At 45.5% G+C, this 19,852-nt stretch carries 17 protein-coding genes; 10 read left to right on the top strand and 7 right to left on the bottom strand.

The genetic code is table 11. From position 1 onward, the window contains the following. Position 1 precedes the first annotated feature (1 nt). Together K6Q96_RS06570 and sodN are read left to right on the top strand one after the other, a co-directional pair. Complete coding sequence (locus K6Q96_RS06570; protein ID WP_251878824.1) at positions 2-196, top strand: hypothetical protein; 195 nt, start codon at positions 2-4, stop codon at positions 194-196. A gap of 5 nt (positions 197-201) precedes the next feature. Then, the gene (gene sodN / locus K6Q96_RS06565) at positions 202-702 is read left to right on the top strand and encodes a superoxide dismutase, Ni (RefSeq protein WP_251878822.1); all 501 of its coding nucleotides are present in this window, start codon (positions 202-204) and stop codon (positions 700-702) included. 444 nt (positions 703-1,146) lie between these two features. Here sodN and K6Q96_RS06560 read toward each other — a convergent pair whose 3' ends face one another. From K6Q96_RS06560 to K6Q96_RS06545, 4 genes are all read right to left on the bottom strand, one after another. Then, positions 1,147-1,344, bottom strand: a complete 198-nt coding sequence (locus K6Q96_RS06560) for a hypothetical protein (protein WP_251878820.1) — start codon at positions 1,342-1,344, stop codon at positions 1,147-1,149. A gap of 793 nt (positions 1,345-2,137) precedes the next feature. Continuing rightward, complete coding sequence (locus K6Q96_RS06555; protein ID WP_251878818.1) at positions 2,138-2,668, bottom strand: hypothetical protein; 531 nt, start codon at positions 2,666-2,668, stop codon at positions 2,138-2,140. 108 nt (positions 2,669-2,776) lie between these two features. Continuing rightward, on the bottom strand, positions 2,777-3,535 hold the full coding sequence (locus K6Q96_RS06550) for a hypothetical protein (protein ID WP_251878816.1): 759 nt from the start codon (positions 3,533-3,535) through the stop codon (positions 2,777-2,779). Positions 3,536-3,637: 102 nt separating this feature from the next. Next, the gene (locus K6Q96_RS06545; protein ID WP_251878814.1) at positions 3,638-4,414 is read right to left on the bottom strand and encodes a siderophore ferric iron reductase; all 777 of its coding nucleotides are present in this window, start codon (positions 4,412-4,414) and stop codon (positions 3,638-3,640) included. A 178-nt stretch (positions 4,415-4,592) separates the two neighbouring features. Between K6Q96_RS06545 and K6Q96_RS06540 the strand changes: the two genes are divergently transcribed. The 5 genes from K6Q96_RS06540 (at position 4,593) to fhuB (ending at position 11,535) form a co-directional block, all read left to right on the top strand. Beyond that, positions 4,593-5,516, top strand: a complete 924-nt coding sequence (locus tag K6Q96_RS06540; RefSeq protein ID WP_491899752.1) for a GyrI-like domain-containing protein — start codon at positions 4,593-4,595, stop codon at positions 5,514-5,516. Between the two features lie 133 nt (positions 5,517-5,649). Beyond that, on the top strand, positions 5,650-7,800 hold the full coding sequence (locus K6Q96_RS06535) for a TonB-dependent siderophore receptor (RefSeq protein WP_251878810.1): 2,151 nt from the start codon (positions 5,650-5,652) through the stop codon (positions 7,798-7,800). A 62-nt stretch (positions 7,801-7,862) separates the two neighbouring features. Next, positions 7,863-8,630, top strand: coding sequence for an ABC transporter ATP-binding protein (locus K6Q96_RS06530; protein WP_251878808.1), 768 nt, complete (start codon positions 7,863-7,865; stop codon positions 8,628-8,630). Beyond that, positions 8,624-9,559, top strand: a complete 936-nt coding sequence (locus K6Q96_RS06525; RefSeq protein WP_251878806.1) for an iron-siderophore ABC transporter substrate-binding protein — start codon at positions 8,624-8,626, stop codon at positions 9,557-9,559. Before K6Q96_RS06530 ends, K6Q96_RS06525 begins: the two co-directional genes overlap by 7 nt. Beyond that, positions 9,556-11,535, top strand: a complete 1,980-nt coding sequence (fhuB, locus tag K6Q96_RS06520) for a Fe(3+)-hydroxamate ABC transporter permease FhuB (RefSeq protein ID WP_251878804.1) — start codon at positions 9,556-9,558, stop codon at positions 11,533-11,535. The genes K6Q96_RS06525 and fhuB overlap by 4 nt, the downstream gene beginning before the upstream one ends. Before the next feature lie 86 nt (positions 11,536-11,621). On the opposite strand, the gene K6Q96_RS06515 is transcribed toward fhuB, so the two are convergent. After that, the gene (locus K6Q96_RS06515) at positions 11,622-12,191 is read right to left on the bottom strand and encodes a hypothetical protein (RefSeq protein WP_251878803.1); all 570 of its coding nucleotides are present in this window, start codon (positions 12,189-12,191) and stop codon (positions 11,622-11,624) included. Between the two features lie 488 nt (positions 12,192-12,679). Between K6Q96_RS06515 and uvrB the strand changes: the two genes are divergently transcribed. Then, positions 12,680-14,662 (top strand): excinuclease ABC subunit UvrB, encoded by a 1,983-nt coding sequence (gene uvrB / locus K6Q96_RS06510; RefSeq protein WP_251878801.1) that lies wholly within the window; start codon positions 12,680-12,682, stop codon positions 14,660-14,662. A gap of 521 nt (positions 14,663-15,183) precedes the next feature. Further along, the gene (locus K6Q96_RS06505; RefSeq protein ID WP_251878799.1) at positions 15,184-16,218 is read left to right on the top strand and encodes a Tle-like phospholipase domain-containing protein; all 1,035 of its coding nucleotides are present in this window, start codon (positions 15,184-15,186) and stop codon (positions 16,216-16,218) included. Between the two features lie 61 nt (positions 16,219-16,279). Here K6Q96_RS06505 and K6Q96_RS06500 read toward each other — a convergent pair whose 3' ends face one another. Then, the gene (locus K6Q96_RS06500; protein WP_251878797.1) at positions 16,280-16,723 is read right to left on the bottom strand and encodes a VOC family protein; all 444 of its coding nucleotides are present in this window, start codon (positions 16,721-16,723) and stop codon (positions 16,280-16,282) included. A gap of 300 nt (positions 16,724-17,023) precedes the next feature. Between K6Q96_RS06500 and K6Q96_RS06495 the strand changes: the two genes are divergently transcribed. Next, positions 17,024-17,548 carry an RNA methyltransferase gene (locus K6Q96_RS06495; protein WP_251878795.1) on the top strand — a complete coding sequence of 175 codons (525 nt, stop codon included), beginning with the start codon at positions 17,024-17,026 and terminating at the stop codon, positions 17,546-17,548. A gap of 158 nt (positions 17,549-17,706) precedes the next feature. Here K6Q96_RS06495 and K6Q96_RS06490 read toward each other — a convergent pair whose 3' ends face one another. Further along, complete coding sequence (locus tag K6Q96_RS06490) at positions 17,707-19,749, bottom strand: GGDEF domain-containing phosphodiesterase (protein WP_251878793.1); 2,043 nt, start codon at positions 19,747-19,749, stop codon at positions 17,707-17,709. Positions 19,750-19,852: the final 103 nt, after the last annotated feature.

The following is a 19,852-nucleotide window of genomic DNA, read 5'->3' as shown; positions in this document are numbered from 1 at the left end:
CATGTTCAAGAATGTCACCCTATTTGCCTTTCTACTTCTGTTCAGCGCAGAAGTCCTTGCCCACAAAGGCCACGACCACGCGCATTGGACTGCTGATTTCATTCACTTCCTGTGGCTGATGCCAATTGTACTTGGATGCGCGCTTGTCATCTTTGCCATCAACTATTTGGATAAGAAATCCCAATCACGGAGATAACCGCCATGCTGCACTCTCTATTTGAACGTCTAGACCAAATAATTCCTTTAGGTAGAGTCTCTGCCCACTGCGATATTCCCTGCAAAATCTATGATCCTGTCCACGCGCAAATCGCCGTGCTGACGATGATCCGTATGATTGACCTGCTCAACGAGCTACCAGAAAAAGACCTGTCCAAGCAGCAGCAAGCGACGTTTGCCCGCCTGATTGAACAGAAAGAAGAGCACGGTAAAAAGCTAAAAGAGGAAGTTCGTATTATCTGGGGTGATTATTTCAAGCAACCGCAACTTGACCAGTTTCCAGAAATTCATTCCCTCACCCATGAAATCATGATGCTGGCGTCAGTGGTTAAGCAGGAATCGGATAAGGATGCGGCACTGAAACTGCTGGACAAAGTGAACCGCTTTGCAGAGATATTCTGGGAAACCAAAGGTGTGAAAACCTATAAGGCAGACTGTCCTTATCTCCCGGAGTTGCCAACTGTGTATCCTGACCTCAAGCCCTAAATGCTTAATGCTTTGAATATAAGCTTTTTTATTGTAGAGAAAATGCTGAAAATTATGCGTGTTGCTGGCTCTTCAATGAGCCCGACACTCAACACTAATGATTACGTGGTCGGCCTTCTACAGCCCAGGTGGTGGCCCAAGTCGAAAAACCAAGTGTTTTTCTTCAACCACCCCGGTATGGGCTGGATAGTAAAGCGCTACCGCAAAACCGTCTTGGACAGCTTCTTCACTTTCGTGGGAGACCATCCTGAGAGCATAAGCAGTGAGAGGATCGGACTCATTGATGAACGCCAAACACTCTATAGAGTCCTGGCAGTCGTCAAGTCCGATCGCTGATCTTCGACATGATGAGTTGTCGTGCGGTAACAAACACAGCTCGTCGTTCAAGTCGTTTAATTTAACTAGTTACTTCCTATTCAATAATGGCAGTCATCAGATACTGCATTATTCTTCGTCAAATCCTCTAGCGTGGGCGTTTTTCACGCATTCGTCGTAACTGCTTTTCGCTACCATTGAACTGATTAATCCGAACCCGCTTGCGTGGCAATCAGTGGTATGCCCTTTTTCGTTCGCTAGCGTCGTGCTGTAGCTTGTGCAGCCTGAAACAATGCCCAGCATACATACAATAATTAAAGATCTCATTATTTCATATCCTTCTAAATATAATAAGAAAAGTTCCGGGCTTGAGTTGGAAATATATCATAATACGCAGCCTGATAAACGTTTAAACGTTATTCCAACTACAACCAAGCCCAGAATTTATGTTATAACCTTACTAATTTAAAAATTAAGTTTCATATTTAAGAAAAAAACAACTTCACGCTTTCATACCTTTCAAAGCCAACAAGAACATATCAACAAAAACAATCAGTTTAAATAAATAAAACAATAAGTTAATAAGAAGCAGAAAAATTACAAAGGATGTAATAAAATCCACAAAGGAAAACCCTATGCCGAAAATTAGATTTAAAAAACCTGTAAAATCAAAGTAATGAGATAAAATGAAGTGAAAATTGCATTAAATAACCCTAATAAAACAAAACACAATATATTAAAATAAGAAGCCACTTTAAGTGAGAATCCATAGACATGCAACCAAACGTCGGAGGCGATAAGTAAAAGAGTAAGAATGGATGACTGCCTGTAATATATTAAATCACTCTTGATTGTCTACTTAGTCATACAATAAAGGAAAAATAGAAAGAAGGAGAGAGTCGTTACACCAAATAACACCAAAATAAAAACCGACCAAAATTGAGAAATAGAATAAATTATTTTCATACAAAGAAATCAAAATCAATCATTCCAGAAGTATTTCCGCTTTCAACCGTCTTAAAGTAGGTTTTCTGTCATAGTAATGATAATAAGCCATTGACGACACCTCAGTTAGGAGCCGTCTTAGAGTAATAATTTCCCATACACAGTGCTTCTGATCTCAGAACTCCAGCACGCGGTTGAAAACATAGCGGACATATCCATCGCGCAACACTGTACCGCGGGAAACAAATTCCACGGTCCAAAGCGGATAACTGTTCGATTTCAGACCCAGCGAATCAACAAACTTCATTGCTTCTGATTGGGTAAATTCCACGTCTTTTGGGAACATGTCCGCAATATCTTCCGTAGACTGATGTTCTGGCGTTTCAACGCGGCAATGAAAAACCGTATTAATCGGTTCAGGCTTGTAACGGAGAAATTTAGCGTAGAGCTTGGGATGACTCTTGATGCAAAGATCCAAGTCGTGTTCAGCCTCCCCTTTTACAGGGAATAACGAGTTGGGAGAGAAGAATTCCTGAGTAAATGCGGCCTTACCCGTATCGTCGATAAAACGCTTCGCGAATACCAACGTTTTATCTTCAAGTGCCTTGCGTGAAGGGCTGAACGCTTTAAAAAGCTCAATACGGTAGATCTGCCAAACACCAGATTGCGTGGTGAACACCCAATCGCCAGTCTTAAATTCAAACATTCATACCTCTTTGGCTGTTTTTTCCAGCGCTAATTTCATTGTTCGCAATGCCTTCACTGTCGCTTCAACCAATGCGACACCAACAGCATCACTTTCGACAATATGTCGTTATTCTTCCCGAGACGCTTCAGGTGAAAAGTTTGAATGGTCGTCACCGGTTAGATCCTGATACGCGAATGAAAGCGCTATCACCGCCAGAATCGTCACATAAGCGATCACGATATTGGTACTGACCATCGAGTAAACTGGCGAGGAATCTGGCGCAATGAATACAACCAGCGCCATCACAGGAACAAATATGATGGCGAAGACAATGGGTGCAACCGCCACGACCAAAATCATAAACAAGGTTTTTTGCGCCGTTTGTTTCCAGGCATAAGGAAAAGACACGCCTTTTCCCATTGCAATGGCAGGGAAAACCAGACTGACACGACAACCGACTACCATGGCGACAATCACCAACAAGCTCAAAAGCGGGCCAATCCAAGCAAACAGAAAAGAACCAAGCAGAACAGGAATACCAAGCGAGATGTAATGAAGCCAAAACCAAATCTCAATTTTGCCAATCGTAAAGCGGCCGAACGTCGGCACTGAGTTTGGCCCCATCAACACAAGACGATGCACATTGACGGCAATAATAGTGTTGAGCACGCTCCATAATGCATAATCAACCCACACCATACTCTCGCTGTTGAAGGAGAACGCTGCCAATTCCAGCGCCACGCTTAAAATAACAGGAATGATTGTTACGCGGAAAAGTACCCCTAAATGATTGAAAGCAAAGTTAAATGACGAAGAAAGCACGTGTCCGAACATTGCATCATCCTTTTCAATCCATTGAATAAACTCGCCACTGTAGCGAGCCACAGCATCCTTTCACCAAACTATCGTAATTCTTATTACAACTATCGTTCATAAATAAGACGTTACGGTGAAAACCACTTCTAAGATGCCGCCTGAGCGGTATCACTAGCTTTCTTTAACGCGAGTTAATGCTTGGCGAGTATTTCGCCTAGGGCAGTCCGAGCAGAGGCTTCCTTTCTTGCACTTATAAACCAAGCAACAACTGATTCGCATATGTCTAAGCTTTCCCGTGGCTTCGTCTCGACTAAGACTTATCAAGTGCTTTTTAGGCAACTTAAAAGCGTCGAGCCAGAGTGCCGCTTGCTCTTCTATGTAATCACTTTCCAGTTCGGGTCTTAGCGTTTGTAGTTTAATCAAACAACTTAAAATCAAATCAGCCAACAGGTGGTTAGTAAACCCCGGCCTAATTCTCGCCCAATCATTGATTTGCGCGCGATACTGTTCGAACAATTCAGACAATTGCTCTGCCGCCAGCGGAATCAACTCTTCAGGTTCTCCGTGCCAATGCTCCTCAGAAGCAAAACGATAGCCCGCCACAAGACGGTTTCGTTTGAACTGGCCGAATTGCGTGAAATCAGGCAATGACTTCAATCCGTAAATCGAGAGAAAACTCAGGTAAATGGGCTGCCAACAAAGCAGATCCCAAGTACGTGTCAGCCAGTAACTTCCGCCGGCCTCTGGATTCGACCCTTCAATTTCTCGATAAACCTCCCGAATAGATGCACTACTCGTAGGATTCTCAATAGATATGCAGCTTTGGGGTAAGTCTCCAAACGATCCTTTCAAGTAAGGAGAGACCTGTTTTGAATGAGTAAAGATCAGTTGATAAATAGCAGGTGATTGAGGGCGAAACCAAAAAAGCTTTAGCCAGTCAGGAAACATACACAATACAAATCTTGGGGGCGAATTGGTCAACACGGTAGCTCAATAACAATTGAGAAACCTAACAATATGGTGCAAAATAATAATAATTCTCATTACGATTAGTTTACTTGTACACTTGTTACCCCTCATCGGTCAAGGTGCAACTCAATCATCATTGTTGGTAGTTATCGTGGCGGTGGAACAACGTAAAGAAAGGTCTGTATCGACATTTAATCGCATCAGCAAGGTGCTGTCATTCATACATAACAACCTCGATGCGACATTATCTCTAGAGGAAATTGCGGAACAGAGTTGCTGGTCGCGATGGCAGCTTCAACGTGTATTTCAGTCTGAAACCGGGTTAACCGTTGCACATTATGTCAGAGAATTAAAACTGAGTGTCGCAGCCGAAATGCTGCTGGACACGGAACAACGCGTCATCGATATCGCCCTCTCCCTTGGATTTAATTCCGAAATTGCGTTCAGCCGCGCTTTCAAACAACTCTTCGGTCAAAGCCCAAGTGTTTATCGAAAGCAATCACAACGCATCGGGTTAAAAAAACCTATCGAAGTTTCCGAAATTCACTACCCGGGAAAGAATACATATTCGTTTGTTGAAGTAAGGATCGACACCAAAGATACGTTTTTGCTGAAAGGCGTTCGAGGTGAAATAAACGGACTATTTTCACTCGCCCCCAATTTTGCTGAGGTTGTCCCTCAGCTTTGGGCAAGTTTAGAAGCTGAATCCAGCGGTATTCACCAACCGGTAGGCCAATTACTCGGTGTTGTAGATATCACTAAAGCCAATTTCGACGGTAGCCAGATTCAATACTGGGCTGGTGTTGAGCTTGACCCTCATATTCCTATCCCAGAGTTACCTAGCCTCATTTCTGAAAGGTTGGAAGCGCTGACAGTGCCGAAACAAACATACGCGGCAGTTCGACACAAAGGGCCGATTGAACGCCTTCCTCATACCTTGGAGTGGTTTATTCTTCATTGGTTGCCCAGCTCTGGATATCGAGGCATAGATGGCTATGAATTAGAGGTTTATCCGAGCAATTATGAGCCTCTATCACCTCACGCAGACATGGAATATTGGGTACCTATCCAGAAAGTTTAGCGGCAGACCCAAAGCGTATTTCGCCCTTAATTTGTGTTTAAGTTGCACCAAATTGTTAACTATCTTTTTCGCCTCTCCATACAATGCAAATGAGAATTATTACCATTAATTGGCATTGGTATTTGAGGATAATATGGACACCACGACTCAATTTAAGCATTCATCCATCGCTGTCGCACTTTTAACTGCCTTTTCTGCCCCACTTTACGCAGATGCACAGAATACTGTTGATAGCGCGGAACTAGAGACCATCACCGTTCTTGGACAGGTTTACCGAAACACAGCAACTAAAACCGCTTTAGAGCCAGAGGAGACGCCCCAGGGCATAACGGTAATTGATAACGAGCTGCTTGAGCAACGAGGCGTTAAAACGGTCAATGAGGCGCTAAGATATGCACCTGGCGTTGTAACAGAGCAAAAAGGCGCTGCTGTTACCATGTATGACAACTTCTCTATTCGTGGTTTTAGCAACAATAACCAGAACTATTACGACGGTTTAATCCTGCCATACCTAACGGGCTGGAACCTACATCCGCAAATTGATCCCTCCGCTATTCAGCAAATCGAAATTTTCAAAGGGCCCACTTCCGTTCTTTATGGCTCAATGCCACCGGGTGGTATGGTCAACATTATCGCCAAGTCACCACAGCAAGAAGACAGCACATCTGTCAATGCAGCAACGGGCTCGCGTAACCTGCTTGAAGCCTCGGTGGATTCAACCGGTCAGATTGGTGACAGCAACCTCTCTTACCGATTGGTAGCAATGGCTCGTAAGCAAGACAGTCAGGTGGATGGTGCTGAAGAAGAGCGTTACGTTATCGCCCCCTCGGTGGACTGGCAGGTTAATGATCGCACCCTGATTAATTTCAATCTCTACTATCAGAATGACCCTGAAATGGGTATCAACTCATCCATGCCGCTAGCTGTACTGGAAAGACAGTCACCATCCGTTTCTATGGGTGATGTGAATTGGAGCTCTTTCGAACGCGATGTCCTCATGCTTGGCTACAAGCTGCATCACGAGTTCAACGATAATTGGTCATTCCTACAAAACGCACGATACACCGATGCATCTCTGTATCAAGAAAACACATACCACCGCGACACCGCTTTTACAGCATCAACAGGACTGCTGACTCGAAATATCTACACCACCGATGAAGACTACAAAAGCTACGTCATTGATAACCAGCTCTCTGGCTGGGTGGCCATGGGTGTGTTGGAGCACAACCTACTATTAGGTTTGGATTATCAAGATTTAGAGGGCGACTCTGTCTACAAAGAGTATGCGGGCAACGCCGCGTTCTACACCTTTAATGCTTATCGCCCGAACAACAACCTATTGGACAGAAGCCAAGTCACCGAAGCTTACTCAGAAAGCCATGACATTGGCTTTGAACAACTGGGGTTCTATTTCCAAGATCAAATGCGCTATGACCGACTCGTTCTGTTGGCAGGTGGACGATATGACCTCTTCAAATCACATGACGATAAGACAAGCTCTTCGCCTACCTATGATGGCAAAGACACCTCAGATCATAATCAGTTTTCTTACCGTCTAGGTGCCTTATATGAGTTTGACAATGGACTGTCACCTTTTGCCAGTTATGCCACCAGCTTTGAACCCGCCGCAGGCACAGACATTAATGGCGACAGCCTGAAGCCTCAAACCGGTAAACAGTTCGAAGTCGGTGTTAAATATATGTCAGAAGACATGTCGAATACCCTGACTGCATCCTATTTCCACATCACGAAGAATGACTCAATTGCTGCTGATCCAAATGACCCAACATTTAGGGCAAAGATCCAACTGGGAGAAGTGACTTCTCAAGGTATAGAAATAGAAGGACAGGCCTATCTCGCTGAAAACTGGGATGTGCTGGCCTCTTATACCTACCTCGATATGGAAGTAAAAAAAGCCTCTGATACGAGCCTTGTTGGCACCACACCTATCTATGTACCGGAGCACAGTGCCAACATTTGGAGTAACTATTACGTCACATCCGGTGCGCTGGATGGTGCACGTATCGGTGGTGGCGTTCGCTATGTGGGTGAAATGCAAATGGATGCCAACAACACGCAAGGTAAAGTTCCATCCTATACCGTGGCAGACCTATCTCTAGGTTATGACCTTGGTAGCGCAAGCACCTCACTGGATGGCGCACAGGCTAATTTGGTAGTGAACAATTTGTTCGATAAGGAATACTACTCTTGCTACAACCAAACCAACTGCTGGTTCGGTGCTGAACAAACGGTTGAACTGAACGTTAAATACGAATTTTAACGACGTCTTTAAACAAAGTAGAAGCAACTCTTCGTGAGTTGCTTTCTACGGTTCTCAGAAATATGTATCAACTAAACCATGTAAAAGTGACAAGAGAGTGTCGAGATATTCTCAACATTCCTTCCCTCTCTATTCCTAGCGATAAGCTGACCGTCATTATGGGGCACAATGGATCAGGTAAATCGACAATGGTAGATTTGTTGGCAGGGCAAACCCAGCCGTCCGCAGGAACAATCGATTTTAATGGAAACAGTCTCACTGGTTACACCAGCAGGGAACTGGCAAGAGAAATCGCCTTTTTGCCTCAACACCTGCCGCAAGCTTCGGGGCTGTCAGTACGCGAACTGGTTAAGCTTGGACGTTTCCCATGGCGCGGCACTTTTGGCCGCATGAAAGCGGAAGATATCCAGTTTATTGAAGCTGCAATGGCCGCCACGCAGATTGGGCAGTACGCCGATCACCCAGCGGAGAAACTCTCAGGCGGAGAGCGCCAACAAGCCTGGATCGCCATGTTACTCGCTCAACAATCCCCCCTTTTGGTCTTGGATGAACCCACTTCAGCACTTGATGTGCAGCACCAATACCATGTAATGGATATGCTCCAGTCGCTTAATCGTGAACAGGAAAAAGGGGTGATCGTTATTCTTCACGACATCAATCTAATCCTAAGGTATGCCGACCATATCGTGGCGCTGAAAGAGGGAAACGTCGTTTACAGCGGAGATACAAGGACGCTAACAGATGAAGCCTCACTTTCCACGCTTTTTGATACCAATATTCGCCTGTTAGACCACCCATCAAAAACAACAAAGGTTGCAGTAGTATGCTGAATTTTAAATTTTTATTGGAAAAACCAAACCTCACCGCACTGGTGTTAACACTCATCACTTCTACTGCTGTCTGGGCAGATCATAAAGTCACCGACAGTGATGGTGAAAAGACCCTTCCTGCAGTGCCAACACGTGTTGCGGCATTGAATTGGGATATTACCGAACAGGTATTAGAGCTCGGTGTCACACCTATCGCCGTGCCTGATATCAAAGGCTATGAGGAATGGGTAGTACAACCTTCAATTCCAGAAACATCCGTGGATATCGGGACAAGAGTAGAGCCCAATTTCACCCTACTGCGTGACCTTAAACCTGACGTTATATTAATTGCTTCACCGCAAAAAGATTTGCAGAGACGATTGGAAAAGATTGCGCCTGTACTTCATTTTCAGACCTACAGTGAAGACCATAATAACGCCGAAGCAGCCATTGAGAACTTCAAACGTATCGCGCACTTGCTCGGCAAAGACGAGTTAGCAACGCAGAAGCTAGCAAGCATGGAAAAAAGGCTCAAAGAGCTCAATCAACAGCTTTCTGATGCTTACCCAAACGGTAAACCTGATGTGACCTCTTTTCGATTTGCCAGCGCAACCTCTGTTTACGTCTATGGCGATAACTCCATCCCACAATTTGCTTTGCAGCAGCTGGGTTTCAACAACGCCATGCCTCAGGAAAGCACACAATGGGGAATTACGCAGAAGCGTATTACCAACCTCAAGAAAGTAGGAAATGGTATTGCTCTGTATTTTGAACCTTTTGACCAGCAGGCAAGGTTAAACCGCTCTCCCATCTGGAAAAATATGCCATTTGTTAAACGCAATGATGTGGCGCCTGTTGCTGCAAGCTGGAGCTACGGCGGCGCTATGTCGATTTTATATAATGCTGAAGCACTTGCAGAGGCATTGTTGACGTTATCAGAACGCCCATGAAACGATGGGGTTATTTAATGGCAGCGTTTATTGGCGCTGCTTTATTACATCTAGGCGTTGGACAACACCAGTTTGGCTCTGTTGGTCAGCTCTACACAGAATGGTTTAACGGCACCCTTGATAAGCAAGACTCCTTCGAATGGCTGGCATTTGTTGAAGCCTCCCTTCCAAGGTTGATGATGGCCATTACCGTAGGTGGAGCGCTAGGATTAGTCGGCAGTCTGTTTCAACAGTTAACGCAAAACCGCATGATGTCCCCCCTCACTTTTGGCACCTCTTCAGGTGCCTGGTTGGGGCTTGTACTGCTCAGCATATTGGCCCCTTCATTGGCAGGCGATTACTCTCTGCTCATGGCATTGCTTGGGGCACTTTTAGCCATGGTGCTGGTCGTTACCATAGTGGGTATCAACAACCTGAGCGGCATTCCTATCGTCCTAGCAGGTATGGCAGTCAATTTACTGTTAGGTGCAATAGCTACGGCTATCATCCTTCTCAACGATCAATACGCTCAAAATCTCTTCGTATGGGGCGCGGGCGACTTAGGGCAAAACGGCTGGGAAGTATTTGACTGGCTTCTTATCAGGCTTACGCCTATTTTCTTGCTGATTTTCTTTGCTCCACGCGTTTTGCAGCTTCTCAGTATAGGTGGTAAAGGAGCGGCAGCGAGAGGATTGAATGTCAGTTGGGCATTCTTTCTCCTGATATCCTTAGGTGTTTGGCTCGCGGCGGTTTCCATTACCGCTGTTGGAGTGATCAGCTTTGTTGGGTTAATTGCCCCAAACATCGCGCGTTATATCGGATTCACCCGTCCGAGAACAGAATTGGTTGCCAGCTTCATACTCGGCGCAGCATTTCTTGCTTTGACCGATACATTAGCAACGTATTTAGGGCAATGGTCGCTGGACATGATACCCACAGGTACAGCAACAGCGGTAATTGGAACACCAGCTCTTGTCATACTTGCCCGCCGCCGTTTATCTGCACAGGATCAACTTTCGCTGACCTTACCAACAGGCCCAGATAAGTTAAAAAATGGTGCATTACAGTGGCTGGGACTCGCCATGACTTTCCTTATCTTACTGAGCGTTTTTTGGGCTTCCAGTCCCTCAGGATACGCATTACAAATACCAGATGGGTTTGAATGGACACTGAAGTGGCCAAGACTACTCACCGCCATTGCCTCTGGCATAAGCTTGGCTGTTGCGGGCGTTGTGCTTCAGAGGCTGGTATTTAACCCTCTTGCAAGTCCAGATATTTTGGGGGTATCGGCCGGGGCAGTGTTGGCGTTAGTCCTTGCCAGCTTGGTGTTTGGTTACTCAATCCATGGTATGAGTCCCTGGGTGGCGATGTTGGGTAGTGTTGGCGCGCTTGTCGTACTACTTTTTCTTGGGAAAAAACATGAGTTCGCCCCCTCTATTCTCATCTTGACCGGTTTGTCACTTACCGCTTTGTTAGAGGCGCTGGTTCAATTTACGTTGACCCGTGTCGGCGACGACAAATATGTCCTGCTTGGCTGGCTCTCTGGCTCAACCTACCGTGTAGAAAGCAACCAAGCCATTACGCTGGTAGTTTGTGTTGCAGTATCAATGGCACTGGTATTGGTACTTTCACGTTGGATCACCTTGATTTCATCAGGAAGACAATTTGCCGCTGCACGTGGGTTAAACCTAAACCTTGCCTACATCACTTTGCTGATCCTCGTAGCCTTCCTCTGTGCCATTGTCACCACAACCATGGGACCAGTTTCCTTTGTTGGCCTGCTCGCCCCGCACATCGCCGTTATGCTTGGTGCAAGGCAGGTAACACAGCAAATCTACTTTTCTGGTGCGGTGGGTGCAGTGTTGTTGTTGCTGGCTGACTTTCTGGGACAAATCGTTGTTTACCCCGCGCAAATATCAGCGGGAACCTTGGTATCAGTGCTGGGAGGAAGCTATTTCATTTATATATTAGTTAGGAACAAATCGATAAGGCGCTGAACTTCGCAAACGTAATGATGGCTTGGTTCTCGTTCAAGCCATCAACATTGTGTTATCACTTCCTCCATGGCAATTATTTGGAAGTATCAGTAATAAAGCACATCCGAATCGCTAGGCCTTGGTGAACTTACCTGACCACCTGCACTTGGGTCCAGGTCGACCTGCAATGTCACTTCTTCTCGCTGCGGGCGGACAAAGGTCGCGTTTATACCCACAAAGGAATACGTGTTGCCAGGGAAAATGCCGCCGTTTCCTATGTAAGTGAACGTATGAAGCCCCCCGACTGAACTGTATTCCCAATCCGCATTACTCACACTACGACCATTCAAGCTTGTCAGTGTTGAGTCATATTCCACCCCAAAGTAATCGCCTGATGGAAGGGTAAATTTCACCGGGTGGACGCCATTGCTGTCGATGTCATTAATTTCACCGACAAACACCAAAAAGCTCATGTCACTGACATCTTCACCCACAAAGTTAGTAGAGCCCGTCATGATGCTCGTCACATAGCTTGGTGGGTTAAACATTAAGAAAGGAAGTTTTTCTTCAGCGCTAGCGGCATGGCTGAATAGGATCGACAGAGAGAAACCTGCCGCCAAGACACAACAACTTTTCCTGGTTTTTAATGATTGGGTAAAGCCCGAAAACGGACGCATATTCATTCCTCTTTACAGTGCAGAGAATGCAGACAGGTAGAAATGAAAAATAGGCCTGCATTCCCGCATGAATCAGACACACAACCAGCGAATCCGGCTGCGCTAGATACATTGAAGCGTTGGCAGACTGACTGTCTTTCATACTTCGAAGGCACCGCATTGACACGAAGACGGTTCCCCACTCTGACCTCACCAAGTGTTCAATCAGTGAATAAGCTAATGAAGGAAAACAGTAAAGGAAAGGCAATCAGACAGGCATTGGTGTATCGATACATCAAATCAAACACTGACTACACATCTAAGATATTTACGCGAGGATGTACAAAAATCTGAGCGGCTTTGCCAGAAATTACACGTCAGACAATCCACACCCCGAACAGAGACCCATTCCAATCAACATTCCCAAACCTAGCACACCATACGGTTTGACAGTTCCCTGCACGCCGCTCTTTACTTGATGATTACCTTTATTGACTAAGGAATCAGGCATGGGTCAGGAAATCTTTTTGCTCCACTCAAAGAACGCACCGGCCGGTGATCAGCCGGAAGCCATTGCCAAACTCATCGCCGGCATTGAGGAAGGGAAAACCCACCAAACACTCCAAGGTGTTACAGGGTCTGGCAAGACATTCACCATGGCAAACATTATTCACCGTTTGCAGCGCCCTACCCTTATCCTTGCCCACAACAAGACACTGGCTGCGCAGCTCTACCATGAGATGTTGGCCTTCTTTCCCAAAAACGCGGTGGAGTATTTCGTCTCCTATTACGATTACTATCAGCCGGAAGTCTATATTCCGGGCAGTAACAGGTTTATCAGAAAAGACTCCGCCATCAACGCACAACTTGAGCGGCTTCGGCTTTCCACTACCAAAGCGCTGATTGAGCGAAAAGACGTGATTGTGGTAGCGTCGGTTTCTTCCGTTTATGGTTTAGGTTCACCAGATGACTACCGCGCGCTCCAGATTCCGCTTCAACCCGGAGAACGGTTGAACCTCACTACACTGGAGAACCAGTTAGCCAAACTTCACTACGAACCCGGCGGTGAGCCTCTTTCTCGTGGGAGTTACCGCATCAGTCCGCATAAAGTGGATATCTTCCCGGCGGATTCTGAAAAAGACGCGATAGTGGTGATGCTGGACAATACCCAAACCATCACTCAACTGCTGAGAGTGGACAACGCCACGGGCGAAATTCTGGGTGACCTGGAACATTATCATGTCTCGCCAAAGACCCTCTATTCCACCTCGCCGGAACAAATTGCCCGCGCCTGTAAAGCGATAGAAGCTGAGCTTGAACAACGCACTGCCGAACTCAGTCGCAACCATCAAGTCGCAGAAGCAGCAAGACTTTATGAGCGCACCACACGGGATTTGGAGATGCTGCGGTTACAAGGTTACTGCGGAGGCATTGAAAACTATGCGTCGTATCTGACTGGTCGTGACCCCAGCCTTCCTCCCACCACCCTGATGGACTATCTCCCCAAGGGAGGCCTGCTGTTTATTGATGAATCCCATGTTATGGTGCCGCAGATCCACGCCATGTATAAAGGCGATCAAAGCCGAAAAGACACACTGATTGATTATGGCTTCCGCCTGCCTTCTGCCAAATTCAACCGCCCTCTCGCCTTTGAAGAGTTTGAGAAGATAAAGCCGCAGACCATTTTTGTGTCAGCAACACCCGGCGACTATGAAGTAAAACGCTCCGGTGGTGTGGTCATCGATCAGGTGATACGGCCAACCGGATTGCTAGACCCTGAAATCGAGATAGTGCCATTGGCACAGACTCAGGAAGACCTGCTGCGCCGCATTCGAATCTGTATTGAACGCAAAGAGCGGGTGTTAGTGACTACCCTCAGTAAGCAGAGTGCAGAAGCCCTTTATCAGCGATACACAGAAGAAGGCATTAGCTGCCAGTACATTCACAGCGACGTCAAAACCGAAGATCGCGTTGAGATCATTCGACAACTCCGACGCGGCGAATTGGATGTGCTGATTGGTATTAACTTACTGAGAGAGGGACTGGATATTCCGGAAGCGTCTTTGGTTGCAATACTTGAAGCGGATCATGCAGGCTTTCTGCGTTCCACAGAGGCGCTCATCCAAATCATTGGCCGCGCGGCCCGTAATGCCAATGGTAAAGCCGTGCTCTATGCCGACAAAATCACCCCTGCGATGAAAAGCGCGATGGATGAATCCAACCGCCGCCGGGTAAAACAGATCGCCTATAACAAAGCACATCAACTGCAGCCTAAGAGCTCAAACCGGACGATTGACCCGACAATAAACGTCCACATAGAAAACAAAGACCCGTCCATGTGCGCCACGCTTGAAGAGCTTTGCCATCGCATCACGCACACTGAGCGAGAGCTATTCAGGCTTTGCTCGGAAAAAGATGCACAAAAACGTGCTGACACCGATGCGCTAAGGCAAGAGCTTGATGCCCTGTATCGACAATATATTTTTATGTAGCCTTCGATCTAAAACGAAAACAAGGTCGATCAAACCTGCTTGAAAGAGAATGCCAAAGACATCCCCTTCTCACAGGACAACCTCTTCCACACATTGCTTGGAATGGCACCAGTATCGACCAAGGTCTATCAGCTGAATTTAAACATCCTTTATCAATGTGAGAAGCCATGATGCGCCGTTAAGGCGCATCCCACCTATATTGAATGAATAAGCTAAAGATATTCATTCAAAGAATAACCCATACACTCGCCCAGACATTCCTCTATCTCAGTCGATTTTGCTACTTCCATCTGTCATTCCGTTAGTCAGCAGTATGAAGCGACGTCCGAATAATCACTTAATCCACTGTTTTAAAAGAGCCTCCACCTAACCAGCTTTCAGAAAAAGTGTACGACCTTAGAATAGCGTCACAGGATTAAGACAGATTAGATCCACAACTTAACATTAACTTTTTCGCAACAATAAAAACACAAGCACCATCGTCAGTTGAACTTAACTTGCAAAAAGGAAGGACTAACAAGATGAAAAGGCATATTGTGTTAACTGTTGCCATCTACCTGGGACTTGCTTCACCGGCAGTTAATGCCACCACCGCAGAAGAGCTCGGTGCCATCGGCGCTTTTTGGATAAGCGTATTTTCCCCCAACTATACGCACACAACAAACGCCACGACCACACTGTATAAAACCGACCAACCCCCTTCGGTCAACCTCGCCAGAGAGGCGCTGCCCTACATGGAACTGTCTGAACATGTTTACCAATCCCACGGCGCACCATCCGGCTGGCAGTTACGCGAAATCATCCAAGACCAAAGCATTGGTTTTCATTTGGCGGTGTATATACAGGCAAATAAAGCCGTCGTGGCATTAAGAGGCAGTGAAGTCGGCAGCTCTGATTGGGTAAACGACGGACTGCTTTCCATTGGCTATGTGCCGCCTCAATTTGAAACCGTGATTCGTGAATCTGCCTATCTCGCCAACAAATACAGTGGCTATAACGTCAGTTTTACAGGGCACTCTCTAGGCGGAGGATTAGCAACAGCGGCCGCCATAAGAACGGGAAAACCAGCCATCGTCTTTGACGCCACAGGTGTCAACAAAGCGGTCATCAAGGAAATTAAAAATGCCATTGAAAGCGACGGATATCCCAGAAGCAAGTGGCGCGATAATGCCAAAGGCATTATCAACTACAACCTTGAAGGGGAATTTGTCTCCGACATGGACTTACAGCAGGACGCCGATACAGCAGGTACCACAACACAACAATATGGCACCATTTTCTACCTTTCTTCAGACCGCTTCTTGCCACTACCGATTGCGAGAAACTCCTTCACAATGCACTTCACCGTACCGTTAAAAGAAGAGCTACAGTTTCTCGCTGAACCTTTCTATCGACGTGACATCTATGATCACAACAGTATCGACAACGATATCGATGGCGTGCGATCACTGGTTTATTTTGACTGGACGGATGATACGGCTGACGTGATTTTTTTCTTGATCAACTATGCCGGGAGCTCGTTAGCAAGCTTAAACGCGGATATCTTTGAAAAGTAATCACCTTAACGCCAGCGCCCTGGAACAAAAACCTTTGTAAGGGAAGCGCTGGCGCTAATCATCAGACCCTAGATTGGCTGGGTAGTGCGGCGTTGAATTGCTCAAGCTGGCATCTCAGTTCCACCACGTTGCCCTCTGGGTCTTCAAGGTAGATGGAATTGCCGTAACCTTGCGCGCCATATCGGCTGGCAAAGTCTTCGTGGGCAATCCCATGTGCGTCGAGGTGATCAAGAATGCTTTGTTCAGTCATCGATTTGATCTGAAGACAGAAATGATCCATGTTGCGTTCTGATTGTGTGGGCGCACCGCCGCCCATTTTACCCAACCTGCTGTCTACCACCACGATATCGATGAGTGCATTGCCCGCACGCAATTGCGTTAAGCCAGTTTCCGGCGGGGTTTCACGTTCAACCGCACAGCCCAACACCTCGGTATAAAACCGCAACATCTCTGCCAGTTTGGTGGTTCGCAAAACAATGTGGTCGATGGCCAACACTTGGATCATCGTACAGCTCCTTTCGATATTGAGTGACAGCTCATTAATCATAGGAAATTGCCCTGCCCTCACAACTTAGTCAGACCATGATGCGATGCGGACTTCACAATCACTGTGCCTGTTGCAGAGTCTGTAGCACGTCTTTTTGTCGTCCTGCCAGATCGTAACTTTTGCTAACGATATTTGGCATAGCTTGGCTTGGGTTAATCACTGATTACCCCCTCATCGCCATCCTTCTCGAATATTTGCTAGAATGCTGCCCTTTCAGACATTACCAGAAATACAAACTTGCACAGAGAGATGCATTCCATGACAGAACCGCGCGTAATCATTGGCCTTATTAATCCCAAAAGCCCAACCAATGTGGGAGGCGTGATGCGTGCAGCCGGATGCTATCAGGCAGACAGTGTCGTTTACACGGGAGAGCGATATGACCGCGCAGCAAGGTTCTATACCGACACGCAAGACGCAATGGAAAACATTCCACTGACCAATGTCGACAGTGTGTTCGATAACCTGCCATCAGACATGAAAGTGGTATGTGTGGAGCTGGCATTGGGCGCGACGCCTCTGCCTCAGTTTGAACATCCAGAGAAAGCCATTTACGTTTTCGGCCCTGAAGATCACTCTCTGCATCAATCTATTGCAGACCGCGCTGATCATGTAGTTTATGTGCCAACAGTAGGTTGTATGAACCTCGCCGCAACCGTAAACGTGGTGTTGTATGACCGCTTAGCCAAGTCAGACACCACACAGGCCGGGGATGACTTGATTCGTCAAAGCCGCGATAGCCGCAATCGCCTACAGGTGAAATCTTCTGCCGAGACGGCATAAACCACCCGTTCAGATAGCAATAAGGCCGTTACAGGACGGCCTTTCCAGAGGAAAGAGGACATATATGTCTTTCTAAAACTCTAAGAGGAACTCTTCGCTTTTTTGTGCCACTTAATTCTGAGTGTTGGACAGGAATTTTCAGGAATTGATGAAGTTGACTAAGTCATATGCATCAGGCACTTATCAATAGGAGATGGTTCACTGAAGTAAAATCCCTGAACATAATCAACACCAATTTCTCGCGCAAAGTTGAGCTGCTCGATGTTTTCGACACCTTCTGCCGTAACCTTCAATCCCATATGGTGTGCCATTGTTGTCGCGTCTTTGGCAAGGACCTTTGTCTTTTCATCCAGCACATCGAAGAGCGATTTATCGAGCTTAACAATGTCGAGTGGCAGTTTGCTGAGTCGGGAAATATTGGAAAATCCTGTACCAAAATCATCAAGCGCCACGGTATACCCCTGTTCTTTAAGCCACTTTACTGAAGAAGACATTTGCTCGGTATCGATAGACTCTTCCAGTATTTCCAGAATGACCATGTTGGGCTCAAGCCCCACGCTCTCGAACAGTTCATTGAGCCGCTTACCGGCAGAGATATCCTTCAACAGCTTTGGTGGGATGTTCACCGACACATAGACATTTTTTATATCTTTAGTCGGTATTCTCTCGAGTAATAAACTGGTTAGTGTCGCTTCAAGTTCATTTTCGTAGACCTGAGGAAGGAAGTGCTGCGGGGATAATATATCACCGCTGGTATTTCGCATCCTGGCAAGTATTTCAATACTTGAAATGGCACCTGAATCAAGATGATAAATAGGTTGTGCATATGCCAATAGCTGTTTATTTGAAAATGCATGTTGTAACGACTCACGCTTGATTTGACGTGAAGACTGGTCTTCAATTTCACTTTCATGCAACAAGCCTAGTCGACGCTTTTTCGCCTCGTATATTGTTAAGTCTGCAGCGCGAAAAGCTTTATCTATATCGTCAAAGTCATACCAATCACTCACACCAACGCTTACTGAGGAGTAGAGTTTATAACCGTTTATTTCAAACCATCCCCTGAGTTCTGTATGGAGTATTTTTGCTATTCCCCCTAAATTGAATGATTTATTGATACTAGCAATGACAAATTCATCGCCGCCCATTCTTGATAAGAATATATATCTTTCACTATCTTTCACGTTCAATTTAACAATCTCATTGATTCTTTGTGAGATATAAATGAGAAGCTCGTCTCCAGACGTGTGTCCGTATTCATCATTGATTGATTTGAAATCATCTATATCAACATACAAAACGGATACGTAGTGTGCATTAGAGCATTGCAGTTGATGAAAGAGTCCTCTTCGGTTGTAGGACTTGGTGAGATCATCATGATGAGAATCATAGAGATATGCATCTCTAGACTTAACTAAAGAGAAAAGTAGTTTAATTATTCTATAAAGTAATATAATCGTTGTTATTGTTATAATAGCGATCATTACATCATTATTTGGTTGCTCCCTATTATGGATATAGTTAAAAATGAATGCTGATGGCATTGCGATAATCAACATTCCTGTTGAAGAATAGAATAATATATCCCATCTATTTTTCGTATTTCCTATTTTTGAAGGTATACTTTTTCTATGGAGGAAAATACAAACTAAAACAATTGCCTGATTGAGTAACATTTCAGACACTTTTGAATAATAAAACTCATCAAAATTAGTAAAGTATGGCACAGATAATGCGGTAGCATAGAGAGCCATTAAAACTGCCATTCCAATATATAAGCCACCATATGTAGACGGTGACATTTTAATAAAAAGAGATATTGCACCAGCTAAAACAGAAATGACTGAAGTTGTTAATGCAATGACCAGCGTTAATTCAATCAGTCCATTTCTTGAATATATACTATAAAATAGATCATGAAAGACAGTAAAAAGGAAAATAACAATAGATACTAAGATAAAAAATACATTACTTAGGTATCCTTGCATCCGATGAATACCCTCGATATATCTCGTTTCACTAAATACAAAAAGAAGAACACAAGCAAGCATCATTAACATTAAGAAATATGCCAGGTATTCAAAACTCTCATTCAAGGTTTCATAGTAGAGCCACCATGAAAGATGAGACAGACAATAAGACCAACCAGAAAGGACTAACCAGATATCGTGCACTGCCCTTTTGTATCTGTAGAAGGTCATGCTGAACACGATGCTAAAAACAGCCGCATTAAAAGTAAGGGATATGTACAGTTCTTCCCATGTCTGGCTCGCAAAGAACAGGTACATGAAAAGCATTGAAAAG

This window comes from Grimontia kaedaensis (genome assembly GCF_023746615.1).
Lineage (GTDB): Bacteria > Pseudomonadota > Gammaproteobacteria > Enterobacterales > Vibrionaceae > Enterovibrio > Enterovibrio kaedaensis.
Note: the sequence above shows the minus strand (reverse complement) of the source record. Positions and strands in the feature narration are given on the sequence as shown.

What these genes read in the sequence shown, in the direction of transcription:
- K6Q96_RS06555 (WP_251878818.1), bottom strand. Translation starts at nt 2,668, where the DNA reads ATGTTTGAATTTAAGACTGGCGATTGGGTGTTCACCACGCAATCTGGT.
- K6Q96_RS06500 (WP_251878797.1), bottom strand. Translation starts at nt 16,723, where the DNA reads ATGATCCAAGTGTTGGCCATCGACCACATTGTTTTGCGAACCACCAAA.
- K6Q96_RS06505 (WP_251878799.1), top strand. Translation starts at nt 15,184, where the DNA reads ATGAAAAGGCATATTGTGTTAACTGTTGCCATCTACCTGGGACTTGCT.
- fhuB (WP_251878804.1), top strand. Translation starts at nt 9,556, where the DNA reads ATGAAACGATGGGGTTATTTAATGGCAGCGTTTATTGGCGCTGCTTTA.
- K6Q96_RS06525 (WP_251878806.1), top strand. Translation starts at nt 8,624, where the DNA reads ATGCTGAATTTTAAATTTTTATTGGAAAAACCAAACCTCACCGCACTG.
- K6Q96_RS06535 (WP_251878810.1), top strand. Translation starts at nt 5,650, where the DNA reads ATGGACACCACGACTCAATTTAAGCATTCATCCATCGCTGTCGCACTT.
- K6Q96_RS06560 (WP_251878820.1), bottom strand. Translation starts at nt 1,344, where the DNA reads ATGAGATCTTTAATTATTGTATGTATGCTGGGCATTGTTTCAGGCTGC.
- uvrB (WP_251878801.1), top strand. Translation starts at nt 12,680, where the DNA reads ATGGGTCAGGAAATCTTTTTGCTCCACTCAAAGAACGCACCGGCCGGT.
- sodN (WP_251878822.1), top strand. Translation starts at nt 202, where the DNA reads ATGCTGCACTCTCTATTTGAACGTCTAGACCAAATAATTCCTTTAGGT.
- K6Q96_RS06530 (WP_251878808.1), top strand. Translation starts at nt 7,863, where the DNA reads ATGTATCAACTAAACCATGTAAAAGTGACAAGAGAGTGTCGAGATATT.
- K6Q96_RS06545 (WP_251878814.1), bottom strand. Translation starts at nt 4,414, where the DNA reads ATGTTTCCTGACTGGCTAAAGCTTTTTTGGTTTCGCCCTCAATCACCT.
- K6Q96_RS06495 (WP_251878795.1), top strand. Translation starts at nt 17,024, where the DNA reads ATGACAGAACCGCGCGTAATCATTGGCCTTATTAATCCCAAAAGCCCA.
- K6Q96_RS06570 (WP_251878824.1), top strand. Translation starts at nt 2, where the DNA reads ATGTTCAAGAATGTCACCCTATTTGCCTTTCTACTTCTGTTCAGCGCA.
- K6Q96_RS06515 (WP_251878803.1), bottom strand. Translation starts at nt 12,191, where the DNA reads ATGCGTCCGTTTTCGGGCTTTACCCAATCATTAAAAACCAGGAAAAGT.
- K6Q96_RS06490 (WP_251878793.1), bottom strand. Translation starts at nt 19,749, where the DNA reads ATGACCTTCTACAGATACAAAAGGGCAGTGCACGATATCTGGTTAGTC.